General features: G+C 53.0%; 16 protein-coding genes and 1 tRNA gene. 1 reads left to right on the forward strand and 16 read right to left on the reverse strand.

Annotation, left to right across the window (positions count from 1 at the left end; all coding sequences use genetic code 11):
* Positions 1-79: 79 nt before the first annotated feature.
* From AADB16_RS12235 to trmJ, 4 genes are all read right to left on the reverse strand, one after another.
* The gene (locus AADB16_RS12235) at positions 80-1,228 is read right to left on the reverse strand and encodes an IscS subfamily cysteine desulfurase (RefSeq protein WP_410803707.1); all 1,149 of its coding nucleotides are present in this window, start codon (positions 1,226-1,228) and stop codon (positions 80-82) included.
* A gap of 18 nt (positions 1,229-1,246) precedes the next feature.
* Positions 1,247-1,744 carry a Fe-S cluster assembly transcriptional regulator IscR gene (iscR, locus tag AADB16_RS12240; protein WP_298446931.1) on the reverse strand — a complete coding sequence of 166 codons (498 nt, stop codon included), beginning with the start codon at positions 1,742-1,744 and terminating at the stop codon, positions 1,247-1,249.
* Between the two features lie 77 nt (positions 1,745-1,821).
* On the reverse strand, positions 1,822-2,595 hold the full coding sequence (gene cysE, locus AADB16_RS12245) for a serine O-acetyltransferase (protein WP_298446930.1): 774 nt from the start codon (positions 2,593-2,595) through the stop codon (positions 1,822-1,824).
* 18 nt (positions 2,596-2,613) lie between these two features.
* Positions 2,614-3,450 carry a tRNA (cytosine(32)/uridine(32)-2'-O)-methyltransferase TrmJ gene (gene trmJ / locus AADB16_RS12250; RefSeq protein WP_410803709.1) on the reverse strand — a complete coding sequence of 279 codons (837 nt, stop codon included), beginning with the start codon at positions 3,448-3,450 and terminating at the stop codon, positions 2,614-2,616.
* 183 nt (positions 3,451-3,633) lie between these two features.
* Between trmJ and AADB16_RS12255 the strand changes: the two genes are divergently transcribed.
* Complete coding sequence (locus tag AADB16_RS12255; RefSeq protein WP_298446928.1) at positions 3,634-4,434, forward strand: inositol monophosphatase family protein; 801 nt, start codon at positions 3,634-3,636, stop codon at positions 4,432-4,434.
* A gap of 114 nt (positions 4,435-4,548) precedes the next feature.
* On the opposite strand, the gene secF is transcribed toward AADB16_RS12255, so the two are convergent.
* From secF to flgH, 12 genes are all read right to left on the reverse strand, one after another.
* A complete protein-coding gene (secF, locus tag AADB16_RS12260; protein ID WP_410803711.1) occupies positions 4,549-5,502 on the reverse strand; it encodes a protein translocase subunit SecF in 954 nt (317 codons plus the stop codon).
* A complete protein-coding gene (secD, locus tag AADB16_RS12265) occupies positions 5,495-7,369 on the reverse strand; it encodes a protein translocase subunit SecD (RefSeq protein ID WP_410803713.1) in 1,875 nt (624 codons plus the stop codon). Before secD ends, secF begins: the two co-directional genes overlap by 8 nt.
* Before the next feature lie 94 nt (positions 7,370-7,463).
* On the reverse strand, positions 7,464-7,829 hold the full coding sequence (gene yajC / locus AADB16_RS12270) for a preprotein translocase subunit YajC (protein WP_298446925.1): 366 nt from the start codon (positions 7,827-7,829) through the stop codon (positions 7,464-7,466).
* A 30-nt stretch (positions 7,830-7,859) separates the two neighbouring features.
* Entirely contained in the window at positions 7,860-8,981 is a 1,122-nt protein-coding gene (gene tgt, locus AADB16_RS12275; protein WP_410804553.1) for a tRNA guanosine(34) transglycosylase Tgt, read from the reverse strand.
* Between the two features lie 14 nt (positions 8,982-8,995).
* Positions 8,996-10,108 carry a tRNA preQ1(34) S-adenosylmethionine ribosyltransferase-isomerase QueA gene (gene queA, locus AADB16_RS12280; protein ID WP_410803715.1) on the reverse strand — a complete coding sequence of 371 codons (1,113 nt, stop codon included), beginning with the start codon at positions 10,106-10,108 and terminating at the stop codon, positions 8,996-8,998.
* 224 nt (positions 10,109-10,332) lie between these two features.
* Entirely contained in the window at positions 10,333-10,980 is a 648-nt protein-coding gene (locus tag AADB16_RS12285) for a hypothetical protein (RefSeq protein ID WP_410803716.1), read from the reverse strand.
* A 263-nt stretch (positions 10,981-11,243) separates the two neighbouring features.
* Positions 11,244-11,330 (reverse strand) — tRNA-Leu (locus tag AADB16_RS12290).
* An 83-nt stretch (positions 11,331-11,413) separates the two neighbouring features.
* Positions 11,414-12,652: a flagellar hook-associated protein FlgL gene (gene flgL, locus AADB16_RS12295; RefSeq protein ID WP_410803717.1), complete on the reverse strand. Its 1,239-nt coding sequence runs from the start codon at positions 12,650-12,652 to the stop codon at positions 11,414-11,416.
* Between the two features lie 18 nt (positions 12,653-12,670).
* Entirely contained in the window at positions 12,671-14,710 is a 2,040-nt protein-coding gene (gene flgK / locus AADB16_RS12300) for a flagellar hook-associated protein FlgK (RefSeq protein ID WP_410803718.1), read from the reverse strand.
* A gap of 3 nt (positions 14,711-14,713) precedes the next feature.
* On the reverse strand, positions 14,714-15,706 hold the full coding sequence (flgJ, locus tag AADB16_RS12305; RefSeq protein ID WP_410803719.1) for a flagellar assembly peptidoglycan hydrolase FlgJ: 993 nt from the start codon (positions 15,704-15,706) through the stop codon (positions 14,714-14,716).
* 8 nt (positions 15,707-15,714) lie between these two features.
* A complete protein-coding gene (locus tag AADB16_RS12310; RefSeq protein ID WP_410803721.1) occupies positions 15,715-16,812 on the reverse strand; it encodes a flagellar basal body P-ring protein FlgI in 1,098 nt (365 codons plus the stop codon).
* Positions 16,809-17,510, reverse strand: a complete 702-nt coding sequence (gene flgH / locus AADB16_RS12315; RefSeq protein ID WP_410803723.1) for a flagellar basal body L-ring protein FlgH — start codon at positions 17,508-17,510, stop codon at positions 16,809-16,811. Before flgH ends, AADB16_RS12310 begins: the two co-directional genes overlap by 4 nt.
* Positions 17,511-17,516 lie beyond the last annotated feature (6 nt).

Consider the following 17,516-nt stretch of genomic DNA (forward strand, 5'->3'; position numbering starts at 1 on the left):
TATTTCTCCTAGAGGGTTTGGGTTATGGAATACGGGTGAATTTCAGGCCTGCGATTATACGCAGTCAGAGGCCCACTGCCTACCGCACTGCGCGAAGGCGGGTAACAACTTCAACAATTTGCGTGCTGGCGAAGGCAATTTCCTCAGACGTGGTAAAACGCCCGATGGAAAATCTCAGTGCACGATGGGCTAACTCTTCGCCCAGCCCAATACCGAGAAGCACATATGAAGGCGCTAAGGTGGCAGAAGCGCAAGCAGAACCAGATGACACAGCGAGATGCCTGAGACCAAGCATCAGAGACTCGGCATCAACACCATCAAATGAAAGATTCATGATTCCCGGCACGCGGCACGTATCAGAACCATTGAGAGTCACCCCTGACAACCCTTCAAGGCCACCAAGAAATTCAGCACGCAAGGCTTCGAGCTTGCCGATTTCTTCCTCGAGACAGAGCTGGGAAATTGCGAATGCCTTACCCATGCCAACAATCTGGTGCGTCGGCAGGGTTCCCGAACGCATACCACGCTCATGGCCACCGCCATGAATCTGGGCTTCGATACGAACATCCGGCGATCGCCTCACATAGAGCGCGCCCACACCTTTGGGTCCGTATACTTTGTGGCCAGAGAGAGACATAAGATCCACTGGCATAGTGGTGACATCAACGGCGAGCTTGCCAGCGGCCTGGGCCGCATCGACATGGAACAAAACACCACGGTTTCGAAGCTCCGTACCAATAGTGGCTATGTCAGTTACACAACCCAACTCATTGTTCACAAGCATCAGGCTCACCAGAAGAGTTTCTGGCTTAAGCGCATCAAATACCTGCTGCGGCCGGATCACGCCATCACGTTCAGGCTCCAACCACGTAACTTCAACACCGCGGCCCTCGAGCCATTTACAGGTATCAACAACCGCCTTGTGTTCAATAGTAGAGGTTATGATGTGGGCTTTATCTCGACCCGCAACCGCGCCCTTGATGGCGAGATTATCAGATTCGGTAGCTCCGGAAGTCCAGACTATTTCACGAGGATCCGCATGAATCAGGCTCGCCACCTGACCTCGAGCAGCCTCTACAGCCGCTTCAGCCTGCCAACCAAAACCATGGGAACGGGACGCAGGGTTACCAAAGAAGCCCTCCGGTGTCAGATACTTGATCATCTCTTCCGCTACGGCAGGATCAACGGGTGTTGTTGCCGCGTAATCGAGGTATACAGGCTTTTTCATAGAATACAGAGGCTTGATTCAGGCGGGCGCCTGATCTATCAGACGCTCGGTATTAATTGTGTCGGAATCACCTTCGGCTTGCCGGCGATTCTGTCGGTCCGCAACCTGGCGGATTTCGTGTCTTTGCATCAGATCTCCGAGACTGATCCCGCTAAGAAACTGATGAATCTGATCACTCAAGTCAGACCACAGGTGATGCGTCAGACATTTTTCACCATTCTGGCAATCGCCCTTATTTCCACACCGCGTGGTATCCAGGGACTCACTGACTGCATCAACCACTTCGGCAATGTAAATACTGGCCGCACTTCGGCTCAGGTGATAACCACCGCCGGGCCCACGAATACTTATCACCAACTCCCGGCGACGAAGACGTGAGAAGAGTTGCTCCAGATAGGAAAGCGATATTTCCTGACGGGCTGAAATATCCGCTAGCGTTACCGGCCCCTGCCCTCCGTGGAGAGCGAGATCCAGCATTGCCGTAACGGCGTAGCGGCCTTTAGTAGTCAACTTCATGGCATCAGCCCCATGATGGGAATGAATCTCAGTATGCGAGACTGAGTATGAATTGACCAAGTAAATCAGTCAAGTATTCAGCCGCGATCCTCGCTTTCATCACGCACGCAATCAAAATCGTCTTCGTCCAGCACCGGAAGCTCTCCATTCTGGTACTCACTATTCACCTTGCGCAGTGCCTTACACATGATTTCAATGCGATCATCCACCGCATGCATGTGATCCAACAGCGCACGCATGGAGCGAGCAACAGGATCCGGCATCTCCTCGGTCACGCCATAAGCATCAAAACCCATGCGCTCTTCCATAACCTTGCGGCGGGCATCGTCTTCCATTTTTTGCTTCACGATAATCCGCCCGGGGATTCCCACAACAGTCGCACCGGCGGGAACCGCTTTGGTTACCACTGAGTTAGATCCAACCTTGGCACCCTCGCCTACCTCAAAGGGCCCGAGTATTTTCGCGCCTGCACCAACGACCACACCGTTACCTATCGTGGGATGCCGCTTTCCCTTATTCCAGCTTGTTCCGCCGAGAGTCACACCTTGGTACAGCGTCACATCGTCGCCAATAATCGTCGTTTCCCCAATAACCACGCCCATGCCATGGTCAATAAAAAAGCGCCGACCAATCGTTGCGCCCGGATGAATCTCGATACCCGTAAACCATCGTGCCAAGGTCGATATTGTACGAGCCAGCCATTTCAGCCCGACATTCCACAGCCAATGGGAGAACCGGTGAATAAGCAGAGCGTGGAGCCCCGGGTAATTCGTGAGTACCTCAAACGTGTTCCTGGCAGCAGGATCTCGATGAAAAACGCTATTTATATCTTCTTTCAAATGCCTAAACATGGCCATTTCCCTGCCCGGTCAGTCTGTACTGGCCTTGGTTGAATTGGTGTGCCCGGATGCGCCTGCGGCCTTTTGAACAGCACTCAAAATGCCCCGAAGGATGTTGATTTCCATCTGATCAAGCTTTGCGCGCTGGAACAATCGGCGCAAGCGAGACATCAACTGTCTGGGATTATCGCGACGATGGAAATCCACATCATGTAGCGTCTGCTCAAGGTGGCCAAAAAAGCCTTCCACATCACCTACCTTGGCGGGCGGCACATCCCAGCCAGCATCGCCTGGCGCGAGCATCGGTTTTAGATAGGGATTGTCTTTACCCTCTTCAAGGTTACGCAAGAAAAGCATGCGCAATTCATAGCACATAATCTGAACCGCCATAGACAGGTTCAAAGAACTGTAATCGGGGTTCGTGGGGATATGAATATGGTAATGACACCGGTGAAGCTCATCGTTGCTCAGCCCATGATTTTCACGCCCGAACACCAATGCCACTGGGCCACTAAGGCTCTTCTCCGCTGCAATTTCGGCCGCTTCTGGCGGCGGCAATACGGGCCAGGGAATTTTCCGACCCCTGGCACTGGTACCCATCACCATAATGCAGTCTTCAAGCGCTTTATCCAGACTTGGAACTACCTGGGCTCTGTCGAGTATGTCGGAGGCTCCGGCCGCTCGAGCGTATGAGGCTTCATCTGGAAAAGAATTGGGATTGACCAGCCAGAGATTGGCCAACCCCATGTTTTTCATGGCCCGTGCGACAGCCCCGATGTTTCCGGAGTGAGAGGTCTCGACCAGGACAATTCGAATTTTATCCTGAAACGCGTCTGGCCCTTCCAGAGGCGGAGATGGCTTATGCATTGGTGACTAGCCCGAGGTTAAAATTTAAGGGCCGCAATGATAGCAGAAACCAGATACCTTCTGCGCTCCGGATATTCACTCACATAGCAACATCCGTGCTTTTCCTGAGTCAAAAAACATACAAGGAGGGGGATCTTTTGCTATCATACCCGGCCTTCACACACCCGGATAACGAACACACAGATGCAACCAGCTATTAAAATGGCCCTGCGCGTCGCGCGTCAAGGGTCGGATTACCTGAAAGCCCACTTCGAGCGCCAGGAGCCTACCGGAAAAGACGACGACGAGCGTCGCTTCCAGTTGGACCGGGTCGAGCAATCCATTTATGACAACTTTGCAGAGCAACTCGAAAAGGCCTACAAAGATCACACCATTGCGCCCCTGAACGAATCAGACGCCGGAACCAGCGAACGTAGCTGGCATATTTTCCCGGTATTGGGACGCGAAAATTTCCTTCGTGGCATTCCTGAATTTGCTCTGGCACTGGCTCAGAAGAAAAACAACCGCACGGAAAACCTTCTACTGGTTAACCCGGTTACCGGTGAGGAATACTCTGCCAGCCGTGGCCGAGGCGCCGCACTGAATAGCCGCAGAGTTCGGGTGTCTGACGTCAAGCATGCCGAGAAAGCCGCGTTTGCAACCAACCTGCTTGATCAGGCGCGCAAAAGCGAGAACCCGCTGCTTTGGGGCGAGATGGCCGCAGTACTGGCCCAGAACTCCTCCATGTTTCGCACATCTGGCTGCGTGGTCCTTGATATTGCGCGGGTTTCTGCCGGCCTTCTCGATGCTGCAGTCATCTTCCGCCCAGATGCCGTTGATCTGGACCTCGGCGTTGCCTTGGCAATGGAGTCCGGTGCTCTTACCGCAGACTTCTCGGGCAACCCTTCAACAGATAAGGCACGCCAACTCGTTGTTGCGAACCCGAAGCTGTTCCGGGAGGTTCTCAAGGTATTGCACCCATTCCGTGGTCGCATGCCCGCCTGAGCTGAATACGCTTAACCCCTGAACTGAACCAAAGCCAAGTTCAGGGCACAAAAAAACCGCCAACGAACGAGTGGCGGTTTTTTTTGTGCCCGGGTTATTAACCCGGGACCTGAATCACATACGGTCAAGCCATTCCGGTGGCTGTTCCTCTTCAGCACCTTCCCCGGCACCCTCTTTAGCAGGCACCATGAGGTCTTCGCGAGAAACACCCATAACCATCAGCAAGTTGGCGGAGACATAGATAGATGAGTAGGTACCCACCACCACACCGATAATCAATGCCAACGCAAACTTGTTAATGGCTTCGCCTCCGAAGAAATACAGAGCCAGAAGAACCACCAACGTAGTACCAGAGGTGTTGATGGTACGGGCAATGGTCTGATGAATAGACTCGTTGATGATATCCCAGGATTCACCCACCCGCATTTTCCGGAAATTCTCCCGAATACGATCAGCCACAACGATGGTGTCGTTCAGCGAGTAGCCGATAATCGCCAGCAGAGCTGCAAGAACCGTAAGGTCGAACGTCCACTGAAACAGCGCGAAGATCCCAAGAACGATAATAACGTCGTGCGCCAATGGCACTACCGACGCAATACCAAACTTGAACTGGAACCGCATGCCCACATAAATGAGCACCACCGCAAGCGCGATGAGAAGCGCAAGGCCGCTGTTCTCTTTAAGCTCGTCGCCCACTTGCGACCCTACAAACTCGGAACCTATCAACTTCAGATCGCCACCGTTTTTGGCCAAAACGCTGACAATCTCTGGCGCCAACTGGTCGTTACCCGATTCGTTGAGGCGCACAAGAACAATCGTATCTGCACCGAAGTTCTGCACAACAAATTGATCGTAGCCAGCCTCTGTAAGAGTTGAGCGCACCTCATCCAGTTGCGGCGCTTGTGCGTATTCCAGCTCTACCGACGTACCACCGGTAAAATCCATGCCGAAGTTGAGGCCGCGGACTCCAAGCAACACGATAGACGCGACCACCAAAGTAATGGAGATTACGGAAGCAATTTTCCGAAACCCCATAAAATCGAACTTTTGCTTCTGATCATCAGACATTGGCGAGCTTTCCTCCGATCGACAGTTTCTCGACCCTGCGGCCGCCATAAACCATATTAACGATACTGCGGCTGACCATCAGTCCTGAGAACATGGACGTCATAATCCCGATACACAGTGTCACCGCGAACCCTTTTACCGGTCCTGAGCCCATCGCGAAAAGGATAATGGCCACAAGTAAGGTGGTGATGTTCGCATCAAAGATCGACACAAAAGCACGAGAGTAGCCCGCGTTTATAGCAAGCTGCGGCGACGCACCCGATTTAAGCTCTTCTTTTATACGTTCGAATATCAGAACGTTAGCATCGACCGCCATACCCACAGTCAGAACGATACCGGCAATACCAGGCAGCGTTAGCGTCGCGGAGAGAATGGACATGCACGCTATCAGCAGCATCAGGTTGATGGTCAGAGCGATATTCGCAACAACGCCAAACCCACGGTAGTAGACCAGCATGTACAGCAATACAAGAATGAAGCCCAGAGCCACCGACATCATGCCGGCATCAATGTTCTTCTGACCCAGGCTAGGCCCAATAGTGCGCTCCTGAACAAAGTACATAGGCGCCGCCAAAGCACCTGCACGCAACAACAGCGCAAGCTCGGACGCTTCAGGTATGGAATCCAGCCCGGTGATGCGGAAGCTGCTACCTAAAGCAGATTGAACAGTCGCGAGGCTGATAATGCCTTTCTCAACGACCCGCTTGTCTACTTCAACAGGCTCACCATCAACCATTCTGGTTTCGGTTTCCGTACGGAACTCGATAAACAGAACGGCCATGCGCCGCCCTATTGCATTCCGCGTAGCGCGATTCATCAGATCGCCACCGATCGAGTCCATCGTAATGCTGACTTGTGGCTGACCATTCTCATCAAAGGCCTGCTGCGCGTTTGCAACGTTGTTGCCGGTAGCGATTGTGTCCCGCTCCAAACGAGCAGTACGCTGACGCTCATTGCGGAAACTGAACTGTTCGGTTTCACTGGCAGGCGCATCCTGCCGCGCCTCCATACGGAATTCCAGGTTTGCCGTGGCTCCAAGTACCCGTTTTGCCTGAGCGGTATCCTGAACACCCGGAAGCTCAACAATAATCCGGTCTGCGCCCTGCTGCTGAACCAAAGGCTCTGCAACACCCAACTCGTTCACTCGATTGCGAATAGTGGTCAGGTTTTGCTCGAGGGCATACTTTCGAATGGCACTTACTTCAGCTTCGGAAAGCGTAAGGACAATCTGGAACTCATCGCCGACGGTCTTTTCATCCAAAAGAAACTCGTTGTACTGACGCTTGATGAGGTTAAAGGCTTCGGTACGCGACGATTCATCGCGGAAGCTCAAAACGATATCGCGAGTACCTTTAACATCGCCCCCGCGGTAGCGGATGCGTTCTTCGCGAAGTTCGCGCTTGATCTGACCTGAAACTGCTTCCAGCCTCTGACCAACGGCAGTATCCATATCCACTTCAAGCAAAAAGTGGACGCCACCACGCAGATCAAGGCCAAGTTTCATTGGCCCTGCACCCAGACCCTTGAGCCAGGCTGGCGTAGACGGTGCCATATTCAACGCAACGAGATAGTCTCGGCCGAGAGCTGCCTGAACGGCAGGGCGGGCACGCAACTGATCATCGGAACTGGTTAACCGTATAAGGGCATCCCGATCCTCAAGCGTGCTGCTTTTAACTTCAATGCCATCCGATTCCAGCGCTTTAACGGCTCTTTCAAGAACAGCGGAGTTCACTTCAGTGCTACTACGGGCACCGGTGATCTGCACAGCGTAATCATCGGGAAACAGGTTGGGTAAAGCGTAGATAAACCCGATCACGACCGCGACCAGGATAATCAGGTTTTTCCAAAGCGGGTACTTGTTCAGCATGGGATCCCTTGTAGCCGGCCCAAAAGCCGGCCTTGGTGTTTCAGCCAGAAAGGTTCAGGCCGGCGGGTATCAGGGCCGGCCAGAGAGTCCTTGCTCAGATATCTTTGAGCGTACCTTTAGGCAGTGCGGCAGCTACAGCTACTTTCTGTACCTTTACTTCAACATTGTCGGCAATCTCAACAACGATGAAGTCGTCAGCTACTTTGGTGATCTTTCCGGCAATGCCGCCAGAGGTAATCACTTCATCACCCTTGTTCAAGCCCGACATAAGTGACTTGTGCTCTTTCGCACGCTTGGACTGTGGGCGCCAGATCAAAAAGTAGAAAATAAGGATAAAGCCGGCGAAAAAGATAACCTGACCCATAACACCCATACCACCAGCGGCAGGCGCCGCCTGAGCCATAGCCAGTGCAGGCATCATTGCTATTAGGCCGGCCAAAAACAACTTGACTGATTTCATCAAAACTCTCCGTTGATTAAGCAAAAGGATTTACTCATTACCCATGGCTGGCACTGTCTCGCCGCGCAGAGCATAGAAGTCATTTATAAAGCTCGACAATGTACCTGCTTCAATGGCCCCGCGCAATCCAGCCATGAGGTTCTGGTAGTAGCGCAGATTGTGGATTGTGTTCAGCTGGGAGCCCAGCATTTCCCCACACTTATCCAGATGATGCAGGTAACTTCTAGAAAAATTCTTGCAGGTATAACAGTCGCAACGATCATCCAAAGGGCCTGTATCATGGCGATTCTTGGCGTTTCGGATCTTTACGATTCCGGTGGATGTGAACAAGTAGCCATTGCGGGCATTTCTTGTGGGCATCACACAATCAAACATGTCGACGCCACGGCGCACCCCTTCCACGAGATCTTCCGGCCGCCCAACTCCCATCAGATACCTGGGCTTATCAGCCGGCATCTTGGGTGGCAGGTGGTCGAGTATGCGGATCATATCCTCTTTGGGCTCACCAACGGAAAGACCACCAATGGCGTAGCCATCAAAGCCTATATCCGTAAGCCCTTCGAGAGAACGATCGCGCAGCGATTCATACATTCCGCCCTGAACAATGCCAAACAGCGCTGAAGAACTGTCTCCATGAGCGTCCTTACTACGCTTTGCCCAGCGTAATGAGAGTTCCATGGATTCCTTTGCCTGCTTTTCTGTTGCAGGGTACGGCGTGCACTCGTCAAAAATCATAACAATATCAGAGCCGAGATCGCGCTGAACCTGAATCGCGATTTCTGGGGACAACTCGACGGGGGATCCGTCTACCGGGGACCGAAACGTCACCTTTTCCTCAGTAATCTTTCGCATCTCCCCCAGGCTAAACACCTGAAACCCACCGGAATCCGTGAGAATCGGCCCTTTCCATTGAGTAAAATCATGGAGATCACCGTGAGCCTTTATTACTTCCGTACCAGGGCGCAACATCAGATGAAATGTATTACCCAGAATAATTTCTGCACCGGTTTCGTGGATATCCCGGGGCAACATCCCTTTCACCGTGCCGTAGGTACCTACGGGCATAAACGCCGGTGTTTCAACGGTTCCACGGGGAAAGCTCAGCCGGCCGCGACGGGCCAGGCCATCTTCCGCCAGCTTTTCGAATGTCATAAAACAGGACTGGCTCACGACTTATCTCCGGAATTGAATGATGATGGGCTGCCCGCATGTGCATGTTCATCGGGCGCGCCCAGTAGCATACCTCTGCTCGGCTCCTGCCCGGTAATGAACATGGCGTCGCCGTAACTGAAAAACCGATACTTTTCGGCAATCGCTTCTTTATATGCCTGCATTACATGCCCATGCCCTGCGAAGGCACTGACGAGCATAATCAGTGTGGATTCCGGCAGGTGAAAGTTAGTGACCAGTGCATCTACGGTCTGAAATCGATAGCCGGGGTATATAAAGATCCTGGTTTCACCCTGAAAGGCTTCCAGACACCCGCTCCGGCTGGCAGACTCAAGGGATCGCACAGATGTAGTACCAACGGCGATCACTCGCCCTCCCCTAGCCCGGGTGCGATTAACCGCATCCACTGCCTCTTGGGAGACATGCACTATTTCACTGTGCATAACGTGCTCATCGATATGATCAACCCGCACCGGCTGAAACGTGCCTGCCCCTACATGCAGGGTTACAAACGTACTTTCAACACCCTGGGCTTTCAAAACATCCAAAATTGTCGAATCAAAATGCAAGCCCGCTGTCGGAGCAGCAACCGCACCGGATTCTTTCGCGTAAACGGTTTGATAGCGCTCGCGGTCAGTTGATTCATCGGGACGATCAACATAAGGCGGCAGCGGCATATGCCCGATGCGCTCAAGCAGCTCCAACACCGGCTCACTTGCCTCACTTTCAAGATGGAACAAGGCGTCACTTCGCCCCGTCATGCGCAGTGCGCTGCCATCTTCAAGGATCACCTTCTGCCCTTCCTTCAATGCCTTGGAGGCACGAACATGGGCAACAAGATTATGCTCACCGGTGACACGCTCAACCAACACTTCAACCTGCCCACCGGTTTCCTTTTTTCCGAACAGCCGAGCAGGGATAACCCGGGTGTTATTAAAAACAAGCAGGTCGCCTGGCTGGAGTAAATCCGGTAGATCCGTAAAAGATCGGTGTGCAGTGTCGCCGGTAATACCGTCAAGACAGAGCATACGGGAAGCGCTACGTTCCCTGAGAGGGTACCGGGCGATGAGATCATCCGGGAGATCAAAGTGAAAATCGGAGACGTTCATGAACCAGACTATTCAAGGCGCCGCATTCCTGCGACTTGATTGGGGTAGCTGCAGATGCCAGTTCCGGATCGCTGCTGGTTAATTTCCATAAGTGGTTGATTTAGTTGAACTCACCCACTTACGGAGGCGGCATAGTATCGCACGCCCGCCAGCTTGGTTACAACCGCGCAGCGCTAGTAGCCCAAGCTTACAGCGCAGTGTAACCATCCAGGGTCTGAATACCCTTATTTACCCTTCTTTACGTGGGGTAAGGTCTTTTCAAGTGCTTTAACAATAACCGCTCCGAAGTCTTTGGCAGCGGAATCTATAGACATTGGATCAACGGTGCTGGAATAAAGTTGCCAAACAGGCGTGGCGGAGTCGGTATCAAACAGCGTCGATTTCAACGCGTAGGTTGTTGTTTCTTCATAATCAGCCGGCGCTACCGTTGTTTGCATGTAGGTAGATGCAGCGAGAGGCCCTACGGATGTAACAATTGGCTGGTAGTTCACCTGCTCTGGCACATACCGTGATTCGCGTTGCTTACTCACAAGCGAAACCACCATCACACCATCGTATGCTCCATTTCGGGCATCCTCAGCAACGAGCTGCTGCAGCCTGGTGGGGTCACCCCAGGGGATATCAGAGTTAGACATAGGAAACGGACTGGCTTTGAAATTATGCGCGTTCAGTTCCGCAACAAGCGCGGCTTCAATCATCGAACGGTTATGCTCTTTTTCTGTTACCGCAAACACCATGACGCGCTTATAGTCTTTATCAACCTCTGAGACTGCATCAATGCGCTCAACCTTCGTACCGGGGCCAGCGCACCCGACCAGAAGTGCAGCAATAAAAAAGCAGGCATATTTCATCATCGCCGTAGTTCCTTTCATACTCTTCCTCTTGATTCTTTTAAGGCCAAGGCTCGACCTTTTCTTGTTCGCTTGCTCGAGATTTCAGACGCAAATCGAGAACATTATAGTTCAGCAGCTCCCAGGCGACCTATCAATAGCCCACGAAACTCTCAATTTAGTGAACTGAGTAGGAATACTGCCCGCCCCTTTACTGAATACCCGAAAAACAATCAGGCACAAAAAAACCAGCCTTGAAGCTGGTTTTGTGTTTCTCTTTTTAACCAAAAACCTTCGTAAGATTTTGGTAGCGGCGGGCGGACTCGACCCGCCACACTATTTCTAGCAACGGATTTTGAATCCGTCGTGTCTACCAATTCCACCACGCCGCCAACGAAGAGTGGGGGAATTATACTTAGCCTGATCGTGAAAGCAAGACACTGAGCCTGCAAGTTTTCCTCACAGGCCAAACATTTTACAGCCGGTCAAATAACGACAGCTGGGAAACCTGGGCAAACGACTGCTGGGCTGCCTGCAACACAAAGCTCTGGAAGCTCAGGTTACTGATTGCCTCTGCATAATCCACATCTTGCAGTTGCGAGCGAATCTCATTGGTGTACACAGAGGAGTCTGCAAGGAAGCTCTTGGTAGATTCAACTGCATTCATTCGACCACCGAGCTCTGTCTGTTTGAGAATAAAGCTTTCCTGAGCATTATCGAGATTCACCAGAGAATGCGCGATCAAATCGTCATATTCGGCTTGACCTTCCGGAGTGCCTTTATTGATAGAATCCAGGCCGGCAATCAGGTTTTCGATGGTACCGAAAACGGATTGTTTCTCCCCTACCTTCAATGTGAACGTATCGGGCGAACCTGGGGTTGCTCCGGTAATACTTGCCTCGATCCCTGCAACAACAAACACACCTCCATCCTCGTAGTCCGCCGGGCTAACAGGTAAAGCCTGCGGTGGGGTACTGTTGTTGTCGAAAGCTAACACCTGTGGCGGCACGCTATTATCGACCTGAAGCGTTATATCATTGGGGAATCCGTTCGGAAACGCAGCAGCCAAATCGGCCTCGTTAACCACCTTAACGCCTGAAATAGATTCTCCCGCAGGGGTTGCACCATCAAACTGCCCTGTCACCGCCGCTGGCACATTGACAAATATACCCTTGCCGTTGTCACTGATCGGTACGGTCACACCGTCATCAATTTCAAGAACCCGCTGCCCTTCATCTCCATGGTATTCGTACTTGCCTTCGGCATTTTTCTGAAACGCCTGCACCGACCCCTGGAACCCACTGAAAATATACTCACCTGAGGAATCGCGGGTATTGCCGATGTTGGCAAGCTGCCCTAGTCGTTCTTTCATTTCTGAGGAAATCGACTTGCGGTCATTGGGGGACAGTGCCCCGTTACCTGCCTGCACCGTCAACTCGCGGATCCGTTGTATTACGTCGATCGCGCTTGTGAGCGTATTTTCTTCCTGCTTGAGCCGGTTATCCGCAAGGTTCACGTTGCGCTCATAGGTTTTAACCCGGGTCAGCTCTTGATCCAGCTTGAGAATGCGAGCCGCAGCCACCGGATCATCCGAGGGCTTGTTCACCCGTTTACCCGTAGATATCTGTTGTTGCGTGTTGTTCAGGTTACTGTTCAACTCCTGCAACCGGTTGATACCGCTTGAGAACACCTGTTGTGATGAAATTCTGATCATGTCACATCACCTCGTCTGTTACCGGAACGTCTGCAACAGTGTATTGAACAAATCCTGGGCCACCGATATTACCTGCGCCGAAGCGTTGTAAGCGGCCTGGTACTGAATGAGCCTGCCGGCTTCCTCATCAAGGTTGACCCCTGAAACCGACTCGCGCTGAGCCGTGGACTGCTCCAGCAGTGTCTTGCCCGCTGAAAGATCAAACTGGCTCTGGCGGGTTTTAACGCCTATATCCTCAACCAAACCGGCGTAGCCTTCGGTGAAGCTTTGGCTTTTGCCGTTCAGCGTATTCGCCGTACCCAGTGCAGCCAACAGTTCAGCGTTGCGGTTGTCTGACACACCGTTGCTGTTGTAGGCAATCTCAAAGGTATCGCCTACTGCTGGCTTGCCGGTCAACTTGAATTGAAAGCCTTGGTAATCCACTCCCGCCGCAGGGTCGTCACTGAACACATCGTTAATTTCCCCTGCCTCATAGGGCTGGTTTGGCGTTCCCACGCCAGTATTCGATGGCGGTGGACCGGTTACTGTAAAAGTCATGCCCGTTGGACCGCCTGCAGCAAAACGGATGGTCAGAGGACCATTAGCCAACTCACCCGCTGTCTGAAACCCTGGTAATAAAGAGCCGGTAAACGGGTTGCGGACATTGAACATGGTGCCTTGGTCAATCTTGCCAGTTCCTACGTTCTGCTCGCCCGTAGTGGCCCTTACCGGGCTGGCAAATGCCAGATCTTCTTCACGACTTACCTGCAAACCCATGGATTCGGCGGCGTTTCGGCTCGGTTGAATCAGGTACTTGTCGCCCGCGTTGAAGGTGCCACCTTCAATGCGAATATTAAAACCGGGCATGGAAATTTCCGACTGCACGGGATTTGGCAGCCGGCCCTGATTTACAACTTCCCCGCTGGCTTTGTCGATAAGCTCAAAGCTGCTGCCGTCGCCACTGAATTGCAGTGTCCAGCTACCCGCAGGCAGCTTCGTACTATCAGTAATCTCAACCGCCAACCGCCCATCTTTCGGCAACTGGTTGTTGGCGTTGGCCACCACACGGCTTCTCTGTACAGCCAGGTCGTTTATATCGTTGAAAAACAGGCCACCAAGATCCCCCTCAAGGTCCATCCCGATTTCGTGCTGATGGTTCACACTGGCGGCAAGCCCAATGGCAATCCGGCCCAGTTCATCAAACGCGGGTTTCAGTGCCTCATCATCAAACCGCCTCAAACCACCGAGCTTTCCACCGGTGATCTGCTCATTAATATTGACAGTGCGGCCACCAGTGGAGAGTGTGAACTCCAGGCGGGTCAGATCTTCCGCGTTATTCCGGGTACCGAGCTGAGCCGCGTTATTTCCAACCACAAGGGACAATCCATTGGATAGAGAAACGTTAACCTGACTACCCTCTGTTTCGGTTACCCGTATATTGACCAGTTCAGAGAGCTGGCGCAGTTTTTCATCACGCTGATCCAGCAACTCATTTGGCATTCTGCCTTGGGCCAATCCTGGGGATTCCGAGATTGCCAGGTTAAGATCGGCAATGCTTTTCAACAGGGTATTGGCGTCTTTAACACCCTGCTGCATTTGTGTTTTTACAGATTCCCGCTGCTGAATGAATTCCTGGCTCAGCGATTGAAACCGGTTGACCACCTGCTTGGCTTCGCTCAACACAAGCTGGCGCTGTGGCAGGGAGGCTGGGTCTTCTGCCGCGTTCTGCAGGCTCGCAAAAAAGTTATTCAGGGCATTGTTCAGCCCCGTGGTCTCGCCACCCAGCAAGTTGTCGAGCCGGCGCAGTTCGGAATTCAACGTTTGCTGCTCGCCTGTCAGGGTGCTGTCTTCCCTAACCTGCTGCACAAGGAACTCATTCGCCAGCCTGCGGATGTCTATAACGCTGACACCCGTGCCGATGGTTCCGGCGCCGGTTCGGTTCCCCTGCTGGGTTTCGAACACCACTTCCTGCCGACTGTAGCCAGGCGTATTCGCGTTGGTGATGTTGTTGCCCGTGGTGTTCAAGGCACTCTGATGGCCAAGGATACCGGTCAGGCCAATACCAATCAGTCCCGCCATAATTTACTCCCCGGCTCCATTGCCCATTGAAAGTGTCATCAGAGAATCCCGGTTCATAATCCGATTGATCTTATCCCCATACTGCGGATCCGTGGCGTACCCGGCTTCCTGCAGCTTTCTGGCAAACACATCGGGCTGATCGGCACTGGCCAACACATCACGGTACCGGGGGTTCGATTCCAGAAAGGCCACATAGTCACGGAAGCTGGATTCGTAATCCGGGTATGCACGGAAGTCCGCTCGCTCCTTCATGGGCACACCTTCACGGAACTCTGTGGTTGTAATCGTCACCGCATCACCCTGCCAACGGCTGTCCGCCTTGATACCAAACAGATTAAAACTCGGCTGGTTTCCGTCACCACGAATCATGTGTCGGCCCCAACCGGTTTCCAGAGCCGCTTGCGCGACCATCAGCTTGGGGCTAATGCCGGTATCGGCCGCAATCGATTCTGCAACTGGTAGCAATGTGCTTACAAAATGTTCCGGCGATTCAAACTGTTCAGGTAGTTTGATGGCTTGCGCGGCAGGCTCTGCATTCGTTTTCTGTGCCACTTCTGCCACTTCTGCCACTTCATCAACTCTCTCTGGCAAGCGTGGTGAAATGACCGGCAGGCTGCGTTCGTAGTCCGTCAGCAGCTTCTTGTGAGCGGCCAAGGGACTACCTTCCTCATCCATTCCAGGGATACTTTTACCCAGTTGACGCACAAGAGCATCCGCAAGCCCAGTGCCCTGCCCGCTAGCCATGGACAGGCTCAGCTGGCTATCGAACATATCCCGATACATTTGAGACTGACTACTGTTCAGGTAGTTGCCCTCAGCAAACACATCTCCGGCTTTGCGCATGGATTTCAGCATTTCAGACAGAAAAATACTCTCAAACTGGCGCGCCACTTCTTCCAGCGCAGCCTGCTTGTCATCCCCGGCGCTGTGCTTAAGTGCATTCAGCCCGCTGAAATCTGTGTATACCCTGGCCTGTTGAAGCTGATAATCCTGCATCACATCACCTAGATAACAATAAGCTCAGCGCGCAGTGCGCCAGCCTGTTTGAGAGCTTCCAGCACGGCCATAACATCCCCCGGTGCCGCACCTACCTGGTTTACTGCCTGAACAATTTCGTTGAGCGTAACCGCTGGCCCAAACTTGAACATGCGGGCCGGGTCTTCTGTGATGGCAATCTGGCTGTCCAGCTCGGTCGCAGTGGTGCCACCTGAAAACGGCAAGGGCTGCTGAATAGAGGGGTTCTCCTGAATGGTCACCGTCAGGTTGCCGTGGGTGACGGCCGCGGGGCTGACTTTCACGTTCTGCCCAACAACAATGGTACCCGTGCGGCTGTTTATGACGACTTTTGCTGCGTCTTCTGCCGGCTCCACTTCCAGATTTTCGAGAATGGACAGAAAACTCACACGCTGTGATGGGTCCCGTGGCGCACGAACCGAGATTGCTGTTGCATCATGGGCATAGGCCATATCAGGGCCAAGAAATTCGTTAACCACCTCTACCACCCGGCGCGCCGTAGTGAAGTCCGGACGCATCAGGTTGAAGGTAATCGTGTCACCACGGGTAAACGGCGAGGCAATTTCACGCTCAATGGTCGCACCGTTGGGGATTCGGCCAACACTGGGCACGTTCACTGTAATACGCGAACCATCCTGCCCCTGAGCACCGAACCCGCCCACCACAAGGCTACCCTGTGCCATGGCATAAACATTACCGTCTGCGCCTTTCAGGGGGGCCATCAGCAAGGTTCCGCCGCGCAAACTGTCGGCGTTTCCAATCGACGAAACGGTTATATCCATTTCCTGACCCATTTTCGCAAATGGCGGTAAAGTGGCACTCACAGTAACCGCAGCCACGTTGGCCAGGTTCGGGTTCACACCATCCGGCAGAGTAATGCCGAATTGGTTCATCATGTTTCGAAACGTCTGGTTGGTGAAAGGTGCTTTATCGCCCGTACCATCCAGACCAACCACCAGGCCATAACCGACAAGCTGGTTGTTACGCACACCTTTGATACGCGCCAAGTCCTTCAGGCGGTCTGCCAATACAGGTGCCGCCATGACGGCAAGCATCAGTGAGAGAACTACGCACCGGCGTATCGTCATAGGGGCCACCACTCACTGTTGAAGAACCGGGCCAGCCAGCCCATCTGATTCGCCTGATCAAAATCTCCGGTACCGCCGTAGGCAATGCGAGCATCGGCTATACGGCTGGAAGCAACAATGTTGCCCGGGTCGATGTCTTGTGGGCGCACCAGGCCTGTCAGGCGCACATACTCATCGCCGTTGGTCAGCGAGATCCACTTCTCGCCACGCACTTTCAATACGCCGTTGGGCAACACTTCTATAACCGTCACTGTAATACTGCCCGCCAGGCTATTGCTCTGGTCTGCTTCGGCTTTACCGTTAAAGTCTCTTTCATTCTTGATGGACGTTGCGATGCCAAAATCATTCCTGCCCAGAATAGTGGGCTCGATCAGTGAAATATCACTGTCCTTATTGATCTTGGTTTCAGCATTCTTGCTGGCCCGCGTGGACTCCTTGAGCGTAACCGTCAGTACATCGCCTACATTCAAAGCCACTGTGTCGCCGTAAAAGTTGTAGTTGCGGGAGCTCTGGAAAATCGCGCCTGATTCCGGATCACGCTGCATCATTGCGCTGGCACGCACAGGTGCGTACGCGGGATCATTCGGCTCGGCTCTGGGCCGGCTCATGGCCGTACATCCTTGCAGCAGGATCAGCAGCCATACCAACACAAAGGTGCCTGCCGGTTTAGCTATCCAGGTTGATGTAATCGGTTTCATGAGCTC

Origin of the sequence: Marinobacter sp. KMM 10035, assembly GCF_046537445.1 — a bacterium.
GTDB lineage: Bacteria > Pseudomonadota > Gammaproteobacteria > Pseudomonadales > Oleiphilaceae > Marinobacter > Marinobacter sediminicola.